This window comes from Microbacterium sp. MPKO10 (assembly GCF_026107415.2).
Classification (GTDB): Bacteria; Actinomycetota; Actinomycetes; order Actinomycetales; family Microbacteriaceae; genus Paramicrobacterium.
Map to the genome: position 1 here is coordinate 499,197 of NZ_JAPCHX010000001.1, position 14,703 is coordinate 513,899.

The 14,703-nt window shown below is 65.3% G+C and carries 17 protein-coding genes; 1 reads left to right on the forward strand and 16 read right to left on the reverse strand.

What is annotated here, in order from left to right; genetic code table 11:
- Nucleotides 1–11: 11 nt before the first annotated feature.
- The 11 genes from OK352_RS02390 to OK352_RS02440 form a co-directional block, all read right to left on the reverse strand.
- The gene (locus tag OK352_RS02390) at nt 12–872 is read right to left on the reverse strand and encodes a uroporphyrinogen-III synthase (RefSeq protein ID WP_265139793.1); all 861 of its coding nucleotides are present in this window, start codon (nt 870–872) and stop codon (nt 12–14) included.
- Nucleotides 869–1,873 (reverse strand): hydroxymethylbilane synthase, encoded by a 1,005-nt coding sequence (hemC, locus tag OK352_RS02395; protein WP_265139794.1) that lies wholly within the window; start codon nt 1,871–1,873, stop codon nt 869–871. Before hemC ends, OK352_RS02390 begins: the two co-directional genes overlap by 4 nt.
- Entirely contained in the window at nt 1,870–2,910 is a 1,041-nt protein-coding gene (locus OK352_RS02400) for a ferrochelatase (RefSeq protein ID WP_265139795.1), read from the reverse strand. The genes hemC and OK352_RS02400 overlap by 4 nt, the downstream gene beginning before the upstream one ends.
- Nucleotides 2,907–3,641 (reverse strand): hydrogen peroxide-dependent heme synthase, encoded by a 735-nt coding sequence (gene hemQ / locus OK352_RS02405; RefSeq protein WP_372338070.1) that lies wholly within the window; start codon nt 3,639–3,641, stop codon nt 2,907–2,909. Before hemQ ends, OK352_RS02400 begins: the two co-directional genes overlap by 4 nt.
- Before the next feature lie 67 nt (nt 3,642–3,708).
- Nucleotides 3,709–3,927, reverse strand: coding sequence for a DUF3618 domain-containing protein (locus OK352_RS02410; RefSeq protein ID WP_265139797.1), 219 nt, complete (start codon nt 3,925–3,927; stop codon nt 3,709–3,711).
- Nucleotides 3,917–4,312 (reverse strand): phage holin family protein, encoded by a 396-nt coding sequence (locus OK352_RS02415; RefSeq protein ID WP_265139798.1) that lies wholly within the window; start codon nt 4,310–4,312, stop codon nt 3,917–3,919. The genes OK352_RS02410 and OK352_RS02415 overlap by 11 nt, the downstream gene beginning before the upstream one ends.
- Before the next feature lie 11 nt (nt 4,313–4,323).
- Nucleotides 4,324–4,692, reverse strand: a complete 369-nt coding sequence (locus OK352_RS02420) for a hypothetical protein (RefSeq protein WP_265139799.1) — start codon at nt 4,690–4,692, stop codon at nt 4,324–4,326.
- Nucleotides 4,693–4,802: 110 nt separating this feature from the next.
- Nucleotides 4,803–6,299 (reverse strand): protoporphyrinogen oxidase, encoded by a 1,497-nt coding sequence (gene hemG, locus OK352_RS02425; protein ID WP_265139800.1) that lies wholly within the window; start codon nt 6,297–6,299, stop codon nt 4,803–4,805.
- On the reverse strand, nt 6,296–7,411 hold the full coding sequence (hemE, locus tag OK352_RS02430; RefSeq protein ID WP_265139801.1) for a uroporphyrinogen decarboxylase: 1,116 nt from the start codon (nt 7,409–7,411) through the stop codon (nt 6,296–6,298). The genes hemG and hemE overlap by 4 nt, the downstream gene beginning before the upstream one ends.
- 12 nt (nt 7,412–7,423) lie before the next feature.
- Complete coding sequence (locus tag OK352_RS02435) at nt 7,424–7,609, reverse strand: hypothetical protein (protein ID WP_265139802.1); 186 nt, start codon at nt 7,607–7,609, stop codon at nt 7,424–7,426.
- Nucleotides 7,610–7,647: 38 nt separating this feature from the next.
- On the reverse strand, nt 7,648–8,094 hold the full coding sequence (locus tag OK352_RS02440; protein WP_265139803.1) for a hypothetical protein: 447 nt from the start codon (nt 8,092–8,094) through the stop codon (nt 7,648–7,650).
- A 107-nt stretch (nt 8,095–8,201) separates the two neighbouring features.
- Here OK352_RS02440 and OK352_RS02445 point away from each other — a divergent pair, with 107 nt between their 5' ends.
- Nucleotides 8,202–9,569: a glutamyl-tRNA reductase gene (locus tag OK352_RS02445; protein ID WP_265140259.1), complete on the forward strand. Its 1,368-nt coding sequence runs from the start codon at nt 8,202–8,204 to the stop codon at nt 9,567–9,569.
- Here the strand turns inward: OK352_RS02445 and OK352_RS02450 are convergent.
- The 5 genes from OK352_RS02450 to OK352_RS02470 form a co-directional block, all read right to left on the reverse strand.
- The gene (locus tag OK352_RS02450; RefSeq protein ID WP_265139804.1) at nt 9,566–10,621 is read right to left on the reverse strand and encodes a Gfo/Idh/MocA family protein; all 1,056 of its coding nucleotides are present in this window, start codon (nt 10,619–10,621) and stop codon (nt 9,566–9,568) included. The genes OK352_RS02445 and OK352_RS02450 overlap by 4 nt on opposite strands.
- Nucleotides 10,618–11,406: a ThuA domain-containing protein gene (locus OK352_RS02455; RefSeq protein ID WP_265139805.1), complete on the reverse strand. Its 789-nt coding sequence runs from the start codon at nt 11,404–11,406 to the stop codon at nt 10,618–10,620. Before OK352_RS02455 ends, OK352_RS02450 begins: the two co-directional genes overlap by 4 nt.
- Before the next feature lie 77 nt (nt 11,407–11,483).
- On the reverse strand, nt 11,484–12,344 hold the full coding sequence (locus OK352_RS02460; RefSeq protein WP_265139806.1) for a carbohydrate ABC transporter permease: 861 nt from the start codon (nt 12,342–12,344) through the stop codon (nt 11,484–11,486).
- A gap of 11 nt (nt 12,345–12,355) precedes the next feature.
- Nucleotides 12,356–13,252 carry a carbohydrate ABC transporter permease gene (locus OK352_RS02465; RefSeq protein WP_265140261.1) on the reverse strand — a complete coding sequence of 299 codons (897 nt, stop codon included), beginning with the start codon at nt 13,250–13,252 and terminating at the stop codon, nt 12,356–12,358.
- 146 nt (nt 13,253–13,398) lie between these two features.
- Complete coding sequence (locus tag OK352_RS02470; RefSeq protein WP_265139807.1) at nt 13,399–14,613, reverse strand: sugar ABC transporter substrate-binding protein; 1,215 nt, start codon at nt 14,611–14,613, stop codon at nt 13,399–13,401.
- Nucleotides 14,614–14,703: the final 90 nt, after the last annotated feature.

A 14,703-nucleotide genomic window follows, 5' to 3' on the forward strand; every position in this document is an offset into this window, starting at 1 on the left:
CGGCTCTCTCGTCACTGTGCGGAGGTGGCATTGCGTTCGTCAACGATGCGGATCGCCGACGTGATGACCTCGCTCTGCTTCGACGAGCGCACAGCCTCGTCGAGTCCGCCCGATTCCACGACCCGCACGACGGTGTCGAGGAGGTCCTGCACAGTCTGCCGTGGCGAGACGATGTGCACGGTGAGACCTGCCTTCTCAGCATCCTTCGCCGTTCTCGGCCCAATCGCGGCGATCAACGTCGTGGCGGGCAGAGCGGGGAACTGCTCGACGACCTGTTCAGCGACCGAACCACTCGTCACGAGGATCGCGTTCGTGCGCCCGCTCTCGACATCGGCAAGCACCTTAGGCGTGACCGGTTCTCCGACAGTGCGGTAAGCGATCACCGAGCGAACGTCGTGGCCGGCCTCGGTGAGTCCGGTCGAGAGAACAGGCTTGGCGATTTCGGAGCGCAGTGAGAGAAACTTCTTGGGTTCTGGCTCGAGCGCGGTGAGCTGAGCCACCATCCCCTTCGCTGAATTGTCTTTCTCAGGCAGCAGGTCGACGCGATAGCCGACGGCCTGAAGCGCGGCAGCGGTGGTCTCGCCCACGGCGGCGATCTTGGTCGTCTCCGGAACCTTGACGCCCTGGCTGTACAGGACGTCGACGGTCGTCGCGCTCGTCACGGTGAGCCAGTCGAAGACACCGGCCGTGAGGTCCTCCAGCGCTGTGCTCAGAGTCTCCGGGTCCGCCGTTGCGGCGAAGTTGATCATGGGGGCGATGACGGGGGTGGCGCCGCGCTGGCGAAGCTCTGCTGCGACGTCGTCCCCCCACGGGCCGCCGCGCGGGACGAGAACGCGCCAGCCCTTCAATGGTTTGATCGGTGGAGTCGTCATGATTCCTTCAACGGTGCGATGTCGGCCGCTCCAGCGGCCAGGAGGGCATCAGCCAGCTGTTCGCCCGCGCCGGATGCGCGCGCGTGCAGCGCCTCATCAGTTCGAGAGGGAGCCGGTGTGCCCGGGGAGGGCACGCGCTGTCGCACGTCACCGAGGGGGACAGTGACGGTGTGCGTGCGCGTGGTGGAGCCGTCAAGCGCATACACGTGTGCTGTGACGGTCAGGTCGTCGCCCGCGATGACCGCGTGCGCGCCGATGGGGGCGGCGCATCCGGCTTCGAGGCGAGCGAGCACTCCGCGTTCTGCACTGGCCGCGGCTGCCGCCTCGGGGTCGTGGACGGCGGCGAGGGCAGCGCGAAGCGGAGCATCCGCGTCGAGGGCCTCGAGATCACTCGAGCGCACCTCAACGGCGAGGGCGCCCTGGGCGGGGGCGGTTGGCCACTCACCCAGGTCGAAGAATTCGGTGACGCGATCGCTCAGTTCCAGACGTGCCAGCCCAGCGGCAGCCAGCACGACGGCGTCGAGTTCACCGGAGTCGACAAAGCCAAGTCGAGTTCCCACGTTGCCGCGGATGTCGACGACATCGAGATCGGGACGCCGATGCTTCAGTTGCGCAACTCGGCGCGGGGACCCCGTGCCGACGCGAGCACCGTACGGCAGATCCGCGAGTGTGAGCCCGTCGCGGGCGCACAGAGCGTCGCGGGCATCCTCGCGTTCAGGAACGGCCCCCACGACAAGTCCGTCGAGAGGAGCTGTCGGCAGGTCTTTCATCGAGTGGACGACGACATCGCACTCGCCATCCAGGAGAGCCTCGCGCAGGGCAGCGGCGAACACGCCGGTGCCGCCGAGGCTCGACAGCGATGCCCGTGACACGTCGCCGTGCGTCGTCACCGGCACGAGCTCCGCCTCGCCGTTGATCGCCGCGGCGAGCTGCCGTGCGACGCCGCCGGCCTGAGCCGTCGCCAGCGCGCTTCCGCGAGTGCCGACACGCAGGCCCGTCATCGTGTGGTCGTCACCGCCGACTCGAGTGCGGCTCCTTGCGACGGATGGTCGGGCCACGGACCGAGGGGGCTCTCGTGCGGGCGCTCGCTGTCGGGAACAGCATTGATGCGCTCGAGAAGAAGGTCGACGAGCCCGGCGACGAACGCCTCGTGGACGCCGGGCGTCGGCACGCGGACGGCGCGGATGTTATTTTCGCCCGCGGTCTCCATCGCCTCGGTGTCGAGGTCCCAGATGACCTCCATATGGTCGCTGACGAACCCGATCGGCACGATCACGAGGCCGTCGACACCATCGAGAGCGGCGATGGCATCGTTGATGTCTGGTTCTAGCCACGGTGTCGCCGGATTGCCGGAACGTGACTGGTAGACGAGGCTGTGCGGAGCATCCGTTCCGACGCCCGCCAACACGGCATCCGCAACCGCGAGGTGCTGTGCCTCATAGGCACCGCCCTCGCCATACTCGGGCCCGGACTCCGTCGCGGCGGTGGTCGGGATCGAGTGCGTCACGAACATGATGTGCGTTTTTGCAGCATCCGTCAGCTCATCGAGTGCCGAGCGCACGCCCTCGACGAACGGTGCGATGAATCCCGGGTGATCGAAGAATTCCCGGATGCGGCTGATGCGCACCTCGTCGCGCAGCCCCGTCTCGTCGAGCGCACGTTCGAAGTCCTCGCGGTACTGGCCCACCCCGGAGTACGAGGTGTAAGCGCTCGTGACGATTGCGAGCACGTCGCGTTTGCCATCGGCGTGGAGCTTGCGCAGGGCGTCCGTGAAGTAGGGGTCCCAGTTGCGGTTGCCCCAGTACACGGGCAGATCGATGTCACGGCGAGCAAGCTCAGCTTCGAGAGCGGCCTTCAGGTCGCGGTTCTGCTGGTTGATCGGTGACACGCCACCGTGGTGACGGTAGTGAACGGCGACCTCTTCAAGGCGCTCCTCGGGGATGCCCTTGCCCCGCGTGACGTTCTTCAAGAACGGGATGACATCGTCCTGGCCCTCGGGTCCGCCGAAGCTGGCGAGCAGAATGGCGTCGTAGCTCACGACAGAACCTCCGCGATCTCGGACGTCTGAATGCGACGCCCCGTGTAGAAGGGAACCTCTTCGCGCACGTGGAGCCGTGCGTCGGTGTATCGCAGATCGCGCATCATGTCGACGAGCTCGTAGAGGTCGTCGGATTCGATCGGCAGCACCCACTCGTAGTCGCCTAGGGCGAACGCGGCGACGGTATTGGCGATGGCGCCGCTGAACGCTGCACCCTTGCGCCCGTGGTCCGCCAGCATCCGGGAGCGCTCTTCGTCTGGAAGCAGGTACCAGTCGTAACTGCGCACGAACGGATAGACGACGATCCAGTCTTTGGGAGCGAGGCCCTTGAGGAAGCCGGGAACATGCCGCTTGTTGAACTCGGCGTCGCGGTGGCAGGCCATGGCATTCCAGGTCGGAAGCAGCGGGGCGAAGAGACTTGTGCGGCGCAGGATTCGCAGGGCCGCCTGGATGTCCTGCGCGCGATCTCCGTGCAGCCACACCATGATGTCGGCGTCCGCCTTGAACCCCGAGACATCGTAGAACCCGCGGAGCGTGACCCCGAGTTCGGCCGTGGCACGCACGGCATCGTCGAGCTCAGAGGACGAGGCATCGGTCACAGAAACCGGCGCGGCGGGGTTGCGCCGGAAGACAGCCCACAGAGTGAAACCGCTGAGCGGGAGTTCTTCCTGCGCTGTGAGGGAGGCGTCGCGGGGGTTCGACAGAGCCTCTTCAGAGGCAGGTGCAGTCATGCTCTCCATAATCTCTCACGACTCTGCGGAGAGCAAAACGGACGTCGTCGGGTGCGGAAACCACGCTCTATTTGACGATGGCGCGGACGATCGCCCAGACGCCGAGGCCGAGAGCCGCTGCGGCTCCGGCTGCCCCCGCGACGAGCGCACCCGGATTCTGCGTGCGCAGCCTCTCATACGTGGCCTTCGCCTGCTTGGGCAGGTTGAGCTTGTCTTCAAGGGCGTCGAGCGTTGCCGCGAGCTCTGCGCGGGCTTCGGCCGGAGTCGGGAGCTTCTCAGTTGTCATAGGAACCCATCCCCTTCAGAGCGTTCACGTCTTGCTTCACGCTCTCGACCGGGTCCGGATCCTGGCTGATCTTCTTGAAGAACGAGACGCCGATGAGCGCAAGGATCACAGCGATCAGCACGAATGCCGCGAAGACGCACAGGGCGGCGAGCCAAGCAGGGAGCACGAGGGCGAGGGCGAGGATGCCCACGGCGACGAGCACGCCGATCGCAAAGTAGATGAAGATGAGCGCGCCCACGAAGAACCCGGCGCCGATCCCGGCGTACTTGCCCATGTGGATGGCTTTGGTCTTCGCCTGTTCGATCTCTGCCTTGATGAGATCGGTGATGAGCCCCGGAAGGGAGCGCACAAGTGTGATGAGCGATTCATTGCTGCGGTCAGTCATGTCGAACCCGCTTACTTGCTTTGCTTCTTCGAGCCGGATGAGGACGATTTCTTCGTCGCCGCACCTCGCTCGCTCACGTCATCGAGGTCGTCAGCTGTGCTCTTCGCCGTCTGGATCGTCGAGTCGAGCTTCTCGCCTGGCGTGGCGTCGGAAGCCAGTGTAGAGACGACCTTCTTTGCACCGGAGGCGAGCACCTGGGGCACCTCCGAGATGCGTGCCTTCGCGAATCCTTCGACCTTGGCGACCTGCTTCTGCACAGGATCAGTGTTCCAGATCGTCAGCCAGCCAGACTTGATCTGCTCATAACGCTTGCGTCCGGCTCGGGTTCCCAGCACATAACCGGTCGCCAAACCGGCTACAAAAAGCACTTTCCCCTTCATGTCGCCTCCCTGTCGTCGCGTCGCGAATGTTTCCAGCGTAACGCCCTCGACGCAGTTGCACGAAGGCGCGCCAGAATTCTTATTCCGAAAACGGCATAAACGCACCGCTGCTACTCGCTGTCGAGCACCTCGGCGATGATCCGCTTTCTCACACGACCGGCTGCGGCGACAGCATCCGGAATCACCGATGCAAGCCCCGTTCCGCACAGCCACGCGCCCGTGGCGTCGAGTCCCGCGAGACTCGTGATCGCGTCGCGAATGCCGGAAGCGCGCTCTTTCTGGCCCGCGAACGCACGCGGCAGAGTTGACTCCCAGCGGGTGCGCAGAATGTCGACGACATCGGATGCTGCGATGTCGACGCCGAGCAGTGCTGACGCCTCCGCGCGCGCGAGGTCGGACACCTGCTGTTCCTCGAGTCCGTCAAGCGGGCTCGCCTCGCCCGTCCGGCCGAACGAGACGCGGACGATGTGGCGGTGCGGGGCGTCGATCGCCTCGGCGAGCCATGGCCACTTGGCGCTGCTGTGCGTGAGCGCTTTGGCCGCGCGCCCGGCAGAACGAGCTGTGAGCACTCCCGTGCCGCGGGGGTGGGCGTCCAGCGCTGCGCTGTCGATCGCGAGGGTGACGATGTCGACGACGGGCGCCGTGGCCTCGGCGGGCACGGCTGCGGCGGGGACGAGCTCGCCGAGCAGCTGCGCCGCCGCGGGTTCGGGCGTGGCGACGATCACGGCGTCGGCGTCCATCGTCACGGTCGCCTGGCTTGTCGGCACCGCCGGCTTTGTCGGCGCCTCGGGCTCAGCGTCGCTCTCACCGGCAGAGGCCGCGTGGACACGCCACTGCTCATCACCGAGCATCTCGAGACGCGTGGCCGCCGTCGCGGTCAGCACGCGCACGTCGTAGTTCGCCAACGTGGTGACGAGCGCGTCGACGAGAACGCGCATGCCTCCCGCGAAGCCGCCGACGGCGGAGCCGGCCGGCACGGTGTCGCGCAGCGTGGCGACGGCTCCCGAGAGCGAACCCGCAACGGTGAGCGCATTGTTGAGGCCCGGTGCGGCGCGCGAGACGTCGAGCTGCGACGGATCGGCCGAGTAGACGCCGTTTGTGACGGGGGCGACGAGGTTCTCGAGAACCGCGGTTCCCATGCGCTTCTCGACGAGTTCGCCAAGGTTGTGCTCCGTGCCGATCGTGAGCACCGGTTTGACCCGGTCGAGGTAGGCACGAGTCGCACCTTTCCAGCCGATGATGCGCCGGACGTCGTCGGCGAGGGGGTTCGACGGGATGCCGAGGATCCCGGCCTTCGGAAGCGGTGCCGCGTCGTCGTCGAACGCCAGCCACGCGCCCTCGGGGGACGGCGAGACGACAGCATCCGCGAGCCCGAGCTCGTCGACGAGTTCACGCACCGCTCCACCGCGCGTCGCGAAGCTCTCGGCTCCCGTGTCGACGTCGATGCCGGCGATCTGCTCGGTGCGGACGCAGCCGCCCACGCGGTCGCCGGCCTCCAGCAGGGTGACGCGCACACCGATCCGCGCGCATTCGAACGCGGCGACGAGACCGGCGATCCCGCCGCCCACGATGACGACGTGGCGGTCGCTGGGAACGCTGCCCGTCATCGGCTGTGCACCAGCTCGACGAGTCGGGTGAGAACCTCGGCGTCAGCATCCGGTGGCACGCCGTGCCCGAGGTTGAGCACGTGAGCGGGGGCCGATTCGCCGCGGCGCAGCACGTCAAGCACGTGCTCCTCGAGCGTGCTCCAGGGGGCGAAGAGCATCGCCGGGTCGATGTTTCCCTGCAGGGGGACGGCCCCGCCGAGTCGCTCCGAGGCGACGTCGAGCGGTGTCCGGTAGTCGATGCCGACTGTGTCGGCGCCCACTTCGTGCATGACGGTGAGCAGATCGCCCGTGCCGACACCGAAATGCACGACGGGCACCCGGTGCGTCTGGCCGTCGCGCTCGTAGGTGATGTCGTGCACGTATTCGAGCGTGCGAGCGGATGCTGGAGCCACGCTGTCGCTGTAATCGGTGAGGGCGAGGCTTCCTGCCCACGAGTCGAAGAGCTGTGCCGCGGAGGCCCCGGCGAGCACCTGTGCCCGGAGGAAGCGACCGGTCACGTCGGCGCACCAGGCCATGAGGCGCGACCACGCGACCGGGTCGCTGTGCATGAGGGCGCGGGCGCGCATGTGGTCCTTCGACGGGCCACCCTCGATGAGGTAGGCGGCAAGCGTGAACGGCGCTCCGGCGAAGCCGACGAGCGGGGTGGGCCCCGGGGTTCCGGGGATGTGCTCGAGCTGAGCAACGGTGAGCCGCACGGCCTCGATCACGGGTGCCAGAGCCTCGTCGAGCACCGCCGGATCGAGCGCGACCAGGGCGTCGAGCTCATCGTTCGTGCGTACGGGGTGCGCCATCACCGGGCCCGTTCCTGGAACGATTTCGACGTCGACGCCCGCCAGCTTCAGCGGCACGACGATGTCTGAGAAGAACACGGCGGCATCGACGTGGTGCCGGCGAACGGGTTGAAGGGTGATCTCGCTCGCCATGCCGGGGGTGAGGCAGGCGTCGAGCATGGCGGTTCCGGCACGAAGTTCTCGGTACTCGGGAAGAGATCTCCCGGCCTGGCGCATGAACCAGACGGGGGTCGTCGAAGGGCGGTCTCCGCGATACGCGCGAATCAGCCGGGAGTCATGGGTGAGGCCTGCCGCGAGGGGGTGGCCGGAATCGAGGTGCACCCCCTCATTGTCTCAAAGCCGCGCCACGTTATCTGGGGGTGCCCACACCACAATTAGAAACGTCGCGATCGGGCCGAGAATGATCGAGAGGAGAAACCAGTTCCAGCGCGAACGGTTCTTCTGCTCGGCAAGCCCCGCGTTCACCAGCGCCAGCGTGAACCATCCGCCCCCTCCGGTCAACCACGCGTTCACATCCATGAGCGCAACGTTACTCCCAGCCGATTCAGCCGGCCGATTCAGCCGGTCGCTTCAGCCGACTCCCCCGGGCCACGGTGAGCATCGGTGATCAGCCGTGGCGTGCCCCCTGCCTCTCGTGCCCAGCGGTCACCGCGCACATCGGTGAACTCGAGTACGGCTGCCGGGCCGTCGGCCATTCCCGAGGCCGGCTGCCGGTGACCGCCGGGAAGAACGTGGTCGACGTGAACGGCGTCGGCGGGCGGCATCGTCACGTCGACGTCGTGAATGGGATGTCTCGATTCGTTGGAGATCCGAAGCTGGCCATTAGCGACCCAGGCGGACACGTTATCGGCGTGCACACGCTTGTGGGCGATCCATTCCCGATGCTCGCGTCGGTGGCGTTCCGAGCGCTCACGGTGGATCTGCATGAAGGCCACGATGAACGCGGCGATCGTTCCGATCGACCCAACCCATGTTGCGATGTCTCCGAGAGTCTCCCTCTCCATGTCGACTCACCCTTCCCGTCGCCTCACGTCCCGGTAGCCGATCACCATACTCGACACGGCGTAGAACGACCGCTCAGCTTTGTCGCGTTATCCTGGAGCACGTGCTCATGAGTCTGACGGCGAGTCATAAGAACGCCTCATTCGACCTGCTCGAACAGCTTTCGTCGCAGGCCGATCCTGACGCGATCGTGAAACACGTCATCGACGCGGCTCCCGGTGTCGCAGGCAGCATCCTCGTCTCCACCTGCAACCGCTTCGAACTGTACGTCGATGTCGACGACGAGCATCCGGATGCTGTCGCGGGCGTCACCTCGGCGGCGACGAGCGCCATCGCCGAGCAGTGTGACGTGGCCACCGACCACCTCGCGACGACCTGGCACGTGACGACCGAGCAGGGCACAGCTGAGCACCTCTTCTCTGTCGCATCCGGACTCGAATCGGTCGTCGTCGGTGAGGGCGAGATCGCCGGCCAGGTGCGCCGCTCTCTCGAGAGCGCACGCGCGGCCGGCACAACCACGTCTGCTCTCGAACGACTCTTCCAGCACGCATCGAAGACGTCGCGCGGCGTGAAGAACCGCACACCGCTTGGCCAGGCGGGCCGATCGATCGTGCGTCTGTCACTCGAGCTGGCATCGAGCCGCGTCACCGACTGGTCGACCTCACGCGTTCTTCTCGTCGGCACGGGCGCCTACGCGGGGGCGAGCCTCGCGGCGCTGCGCGACCGCGGTGTCACCGACGTGAGCGTCTACTCGACATCGGGGCGGGGCGCGAAGTTCGCGGCAAGCCACGGAATCGCTCTCGTCGAGCACGACGAGCTGCCGACAGCAATCGCCTCGAGCGACATCATCGTGACGTGCACACTCACCGAGGGCTACGTTCTCGACGCCGACCTTCTGCAGCGCGCACGCATCGAATACGCTCTCGATCATGCGAAGGCGCACACGAACGACGCGCTGCATCGCGACGAGACTCCCGGCTGCCCCGTCAACCACGACGCCTACCAGCTCGTGATCGATCTCGGCCTGCCGCGCAACGTCAACCCGGATGTCGGAGGCGTGTTCGGCGTCGAGCTGCTCGACCTCGAGACCATCCGCATTCATGCGCCGCTCGAAGAGCTGCAGGCCACAGACACGGCGCGCGCCATCGTCACCACAGCCGCCCGGAACTTCACTCGTGCCGGGGCCGAGGAATCGCTGTCCCCCGCCGTCGTCGCGCTACGCCGACGCGCCCACGCCATCCTCGACGAGGAGATCGCCCGTGTTCAGCGCACTGACTCTGACGGCACGGCGGCCGCTGCACTCCGCCACATGATGGGCCGACTGCTGCACACGCCGACAACGCGAGCCCGCGACTTCGCGCGCACGGGCGAGCACGACCGCTATCTCGATGCGCTCAGCGTTCTCTTCGACATCGATGTCGATGGTGACGTGGATGCTGTCGCGCGGCGCGCGGCAGACGACGAAGCCGCCTCTTAACCACGGCTCGCGCCGCGAGCATCCTCGAGAGTCTCGGTGATCCGCACGCGAGCTCCGGACTCCGCCGAGCGCACCGCGGCCTCGACCATCGCCAGGCTGTAGACGTTGGAGTGGATCTCGCCTGACGGGGTCTCGCCCGAGCGCAGCGCGATGACGAACTCGGCCAGGGAGCCGGCGATCTCTCGCGGGATCGTCGCCTCTGCGGCATCCGGAGTCGTGGCCGTCGATTCTCCGAGGCGATGCAGATTCGGCATGCTCTCGCCATCCCACGTCGCGGTCCCGCCCGCACCCGTGACGCGCCAGCTGCCGTTCCACGACGTCTCGTGTCCGTCTGCGCACCAGCTGCCCGTATAGATGTACCGAGCGCCACCCTCGAACTCGAACGTCGCCGTCGCGTTCGCCGCTCCGTCGTACCAGCTGAAACCCGGGTTCCACTCTTCGCAGTACACAGCGACCGGGTCCGCGTCGAGAACATACCGGGCCGCGTCGAACGCGTGAATCGCCATGTCGATGAGCAGCACGTGATCCATCTCTTCGCGGAACCCGCCGAAGTGCGGGGCCTTGAAGAACTCTGTTGTGACAACGCCAATCTCGCCGAGTTCACCGGCGTACGCTCGCAGTTCGGCGAGCTCGGGGTAATAGCGGCGCGATTGGCTGATCATCAGCAGCTCCCCACTCTCGGATGCCGCCCCCGCAAGCGAGAGCGCCTGCGCGACGGTCGGCGCGGCCGGCTTCTCGCAGAGCACGGGAAGACCGGCGAACAGGGCCTCGACGTTCACGGGATGATGCGCCGCGGGAACCGTAACATTCACGACAGCGTGCGCGTCGGCCTTTGCGGCAACCTCCGCGACGCTCGTTCCCACGATGATGCCCGACAGACCCGCCTCGGCGAGCGCCGCCGTCGCGGCATCCGTATTCAGATCGACGAGCCCGACGAGTTCGACATCCGGGTTCGCCGCGATCGTCCGGATCCACTGTCGGCCCATGCCGCCCGCGCCGACCTGCACGAGACGCAATACACCGGCATCCGTCACCGTCCTGAATGCGCTCAATTGTGCATCGCCCCCTTGTAGCCCCCGCCATTGTAGAAGTCTTCGGTCTCGTACCTCAGCAGCACCGGGTCGGTGCGTTCGGGGCGGAGAGTCTTCGCCCACTCGACGCCGTTTGCAATCACCTGACGCACCTCCTTCTGGTGGTACACGGGGAAGTCCTGGTCGCCGGGGCTGAAGAAGAAGATCTTGCCGTAGCCGCGACGGTACGTCATGCCGCTTCGGAACACCTCGCCGCCCGAGAACGTCGAGAGAAACACAAGCTCGTCAGGCGCTGGAACGTCGAAGAACTCTCCGTACATCTCTTGCTGCGGAATGATGAAGGGGTGAGGGATGCCCCGAGCGATGGGGTGCGACGGATTCACCGTCCACACGATCTCGCGGTCTTCTTCTGACCGCCAGCGGAGTGTGCACGAGGTGCCCATGAGCTTGCCGAAAATCTTCGACCAGTGCCCCGAGTGCAACACGAGCAGCCCCATGCCCGCGAGCACGTGACGGTGAACGCGTTCAACGATCTCGTCTTCAACCTCGGCGTGGGCGGCGTGCCCCCACCACACGAGCACGTCTGTGTTCTGCAGCAGCTCCTCAGTGAGCCCGTGCTCGGGGTCGTCGAGGGTGACTGTCGTCACTGACGCCCGCTCGCCGAGATTCTTTTCGATGCCCTCTTTAATTGTGGCGTGCATGCCGTCTGGGTAGATGTCTCTGACGTTCTGCTGCACCTGCTCGTGGCGGTTCTCACCCCAGACGACAACGTTGATCGGATATTCGGGGGTGGTGATTCCAGACATGGCTGGCCTTTCTCTCATGAGTCAGATTCGGTGGCGGTGATACGGATGCCGGCGCAGCATCCGTTGCTCTCAGATGGTCATTTCAGGGCGCCGCCCGTCGCACCTGCGGCGATGAACTTCTGCGCAAGCACAAGTAGCACGATCGCAGGAATCGACGACAGCACGGCTGTGGCCATGACAGCGCTCCAGTTGGAGACCTGTGTACCGAGGTACTGGTAGATGCCGAGCGTGACCGGGCGGATGTCTTCGGTTGTCGTGAGCGTGAGGGCGAACAAGAAGTCGCTCCACGAGAACAGAAATGCGAAGAGCCCTGCCGTGATGAGCGAATTCTTCGCGATCGGCAGCACGATCGACACGAACGCTCTCACCTGGCCCGCGCCGTCGACCCGCGCGGCCTCGATGATCGAGGGCGGCACCCCCAACATGAACGCGCGAAGAATCAGAATGGCGAACGGAATCGCGGTGGTGGAGTCGGCGAGAATGAGGCCGGGCAGCGAGTTCAGAAGCCCAAGGTCGTTGTAGGCCGCATACAGTGCATTGGCGATCACGATGCCCGGGATCATCTGCGCCACGAGAATCGCCAGCAGCGCGACGTTGATCCAGCGATAGCGAAACTGCGCGAGCGCATACGCCGCTGGCGCGGCAATCACCAGGCTCAGCACGACGGTGCCCAGCGAGATGATGAGGCTCGTGACGAGGTTGGCGCCTTGATCGGCGATCGCCGTTTCGTACCCCGCGAAGCTGGGGTCAAAGGGAAAGAAGTCGGCGGTGAGCGTGTTGCCCGATGGCTGCAGCGACGCGTTGATCATCCAGTAGACGGGAAACAGCATGACCCCGAGAAACATCACGCCGAGCACTGTAAAACCGACCGAGCGCGTCGAACGGGCTCGAGCACGGCGAGCGGCCGCGGCATCGACGGTCAGAAGAACTGTGGACATGTCGGAGCTCCTTACTCGTCGACAGCGCGGCGATTTGCCCGCAAATAGATCACGGCGAACACGAGCGAAATCACAATGAGAATGTTGCTGAAGGCCGCGCCAACGCCAAACTCGAAGTTGACGAACGACTCCTGGTACGAGCGAATCGCCAACGTCTGCGTCGCATTCGCGGGGCCGCCATTCGTCAGACCGAGGATGATGTCGAGAACCTTGAGGGTGTAGACGACCCCAAGCACCAGAACGACGCTCACGACCGGGCGCAGATTCGGCACGGTGATGTGCCAGAACGCCTTCCACCCCGTCGCGCCGTCGAGCGAGCCCGCTTCGTAGAGCTCATCGGGAATGTCCTGCAACCCGCCATAGAGAATCGTGACGTTAAAGGGGATGCCGATCCAGATGTTCACGATGATCACCGCGGTCAGTGCGACAGACGGGCTCGTGAGCCACGGAACGGCATCGAGGCCTATCCCGGTGAGGAACTGATTGAGGATGCCGCTGTCTTTGTCGAGTATCGATCGCCAGGTCGCGCTTGCGACGATGAGCGGAAGCAGCCAGGGCAGCAGCAGCATTGCGCGCAAGAATCCGCTGAGCGGGAACCGCCGTTTGAAGAAGACGGCGAGCGCGAGGCCGATGACGAACTGCCCTGCGATGGACCCGATGGTGAAGAGCGCCGTGTTCACGATCGACGGCCAGAAGAGGTTGCTGTTCACGACGGTGAGGTAGTTCTCGATTCCGACGAACGGCGCCTCCCCCGTGAAGAACGTCTTCGTCGTGTACTCCTGAACGCTCATCAGAAGGTTCTTCACGACGGGATAGCCGAAGAAGAGAATGATGTAGATCGCCGCGGGAACAATGAACATCGCCTTGACGACGTTGTCCTTCGTGAAGCTGCGGCCCCGTCGCGTCATGGCCGCAGCCGCACGGATGGAAGGCGCCGTCTCCTCGTTGGCTGCCTGCTGCGGCTCGCGTGTCGCTGGTGTCATCATCGACCCTTTCGGGATGCCCCGCCGACATGGGCGGGGCATCCGTTCGGTGAGTGTCGGGTGCGCATTGCTTAGCCCTCGGATGCCTGCGAGAAAGCCTCGTCGACTGGCGCTTTGCCTGTGATCGCGAGCTGAATGGCGTTGTAGATCACCGTCGCCGCCTCGGGCCAGTCTTCGCCGAGTTGGCCTGTGCGCGACCGTGCATTGGCAACCTGCTCGGTGAACGATGCCATCTCCGGCATCTTCTCGACAAACTCCTCTGCGAGAGCCGTGCGTGTCGGCACCAGGTAGCGCGACTCCGAGAGAGCGAGCTGGTTATCATCACTCGAGATGCACTCGACGAACTCGGCGGCTTTCGCCTGCTTGTCTTTGTCGCCGGTCTCGGGCACTGTCCACACTTCGCCGCCGAGCGGCGCAACGGGAGTTTGGGCAGCCTCATTCACAGGAACCTGCACTGAGTCCCACGAGATATCCGTCTCGTTCAGCGCAGGAATCTGCCACGGCCCATTCACCATCATCGCCGCCTTGCCCGCGGCGAACTGGTCTTTCACGTCAGCCTGCGACCAGTTGAGAACGCTGTTCGATGCCGAGCCATCGTCGACGAGGTCCACCCATAGCTGCAGCGCTTCCTGCACCTCTGGCGTGTCGAGATCGGTCTCGTCTCCACCGTTCGTCCACATGAAGGGCAGGAACTGCCAGGCGCCCTCGTATGTGGCGATCGCCGAGAACGCGATTCCGTACTGGTCGCCGTCGGTCAGTGCGGCCGCGGCGTCCTTCAGCTCGGCCCAGGTCTCGGGCGGATCGATGCCGGCCTCCTCGAGAAGGTCGACGTTGTAGAACAGGCCGAGCGTGTTGACGGCAGGAGCGAGCCCGAAGAGCTCACCCTCGTACGTTGCAGCCTCGATGATTCCGTCGGCGAACCCCTCGGTGTCGACGTCGTAGTTGCTCAGCGGCGAGAGCCCGCCCGTCGCGGCGATCTCTTGCACATCGGGATTGTCGAGCATGAGCACGTCGGGAAGCGTCTTCGATGATGAGCGCTGCAGAACCTTCTGAATGAGATCCTTCCCCGGAACCGACTCGCGGTCGATGGTGACCCCGAGATCGGCAGCGCACGTATCCAAAGCCTCTTGCACGAGGGTCTTGTCTGGTTCGTTGTTGTAGTAGTCGAGAATCGTCAGGGTGTCTGGATCACCCGAGCTGCCCGACGATCCGCCGCTGCACCCGCTGAGCGCGATCGGCACGACCGCGGCGGCTGCCAGAACGGTGAGATACCGGCGATGACGCATTGTTGGCTCCTTTGCCTGTAGTAAAGCGCTTAACTCTTCGTCCGTAACCGAGTATCAGTCGACACGCTGGCTCTGTCAAGAAGAAAGTTA

What these genes read in the sequence shown, in the direction of transcription:
- OK352_RS02455 (WP_265139805.1), bottom strand. Translation starts at nt 11,406, where the DNA reads ATGTCTGGAATCACCACCCCCGAATATCCGATCAACGTTGTCGTCTGG.
- OK352_RS02420 (WP_265139799.1), bottom strand. Translation starts at nt 4,692, where the DNA reads ATGAAGGGGAAAGTGCTTTTTGTAGCCGGTTTGGCGACCGGTTATGTG.
- OK352_RS02435 (WP_265139802.1), bottom strand. Translation starts at nt 7,609, where the DNA reads ATGGATGTGAACGCGTGGTTGACCGGAGGGGGCGGATGGTTCACGCTG.
- hemG (WP_265139800.1), bottom strand. Translation starts at nt 6,299, where the DNA reads ATGACGGGCAGCGTTCCCAGCGACCGCCACGTCGTCATCGTGGGCGGC.
- OK352_RS02410 (WP_265139797.1), bottom strand. Translation starts at nt 3,927, where the DNA reads ATGACAACTGAGAAGCTCCCGACTCCGGCCGAAGCCCGCGCAGAGCTC.
- OK352_RS02390 (WP_265139793.1), bottom strand. Translation starts at nt 872, where the DNA reads ATGACGACTCCACCGATCAAACCATTGAAGGGCTGGCGCGTTCTCGTC.
- hemQ (WP_372338070.1), bottom strand. Translation starts at nt 3,641, where the DNA reads ATGACTGCACCTGCCTCTGAAGAGGCTCTGTCGAACCCCCGCGACGCC.
- OK352_RS02415 (WP_265139798.1), bottom strand. Translation starts at nt 4,312, where the DNA reads ATGACTGACCGCAGCAATGAATCGCTCATCACACTTGTGCGCTCCCTT.
- OK352_RS02445 (WP_265140259.1), top strand. Translation starts at nt 8,202, where the DNA reads ATGAGTCTGACGGCGAGTCATAAGAACGCCTCATTCGACCTGCTCGAA.
- hemC (WP_265139794.1), bottom strand. Translation starts at nt 1,873, where the DNA reads ATGACGGGCCTGCGTGTCGGCACTCGCGGAAGCGCGCTGGCGACGGCT.
- OK352_RS02470 (WP_265139807.1), bottom strand. Translation starts at nt 14,613, where the DNA reads ATGCGTCATCGCCGGTATCTCACCGTTCTGGCAGCCGCCGCGGTCGTG.
- OK352_RS02465 (WP_265140261.1), bottom strand. Translation starts at nt 13,252, where the DNA reads ATGACGCGACGGGGCCGCAGCTTCACGAAGGACAACGTCGTCAAGGCG.
- OK352_RS02460 (WP_265139806.1), bottom strand. Translation starts at nt 12,344, where the DNA reads ATGTCCACAGTTCTTCTGACCGTCGATGCCGCGGCCGCTCGCCGTGCT.
- OK352_RS02440 (WP_265139803.1), bottom strand. Translation starts at nt 8,094, where the DNA reads ATGGAGAGGGAGACTCTCGGAGACATCGCAACATGGGTTGGGTCGATC.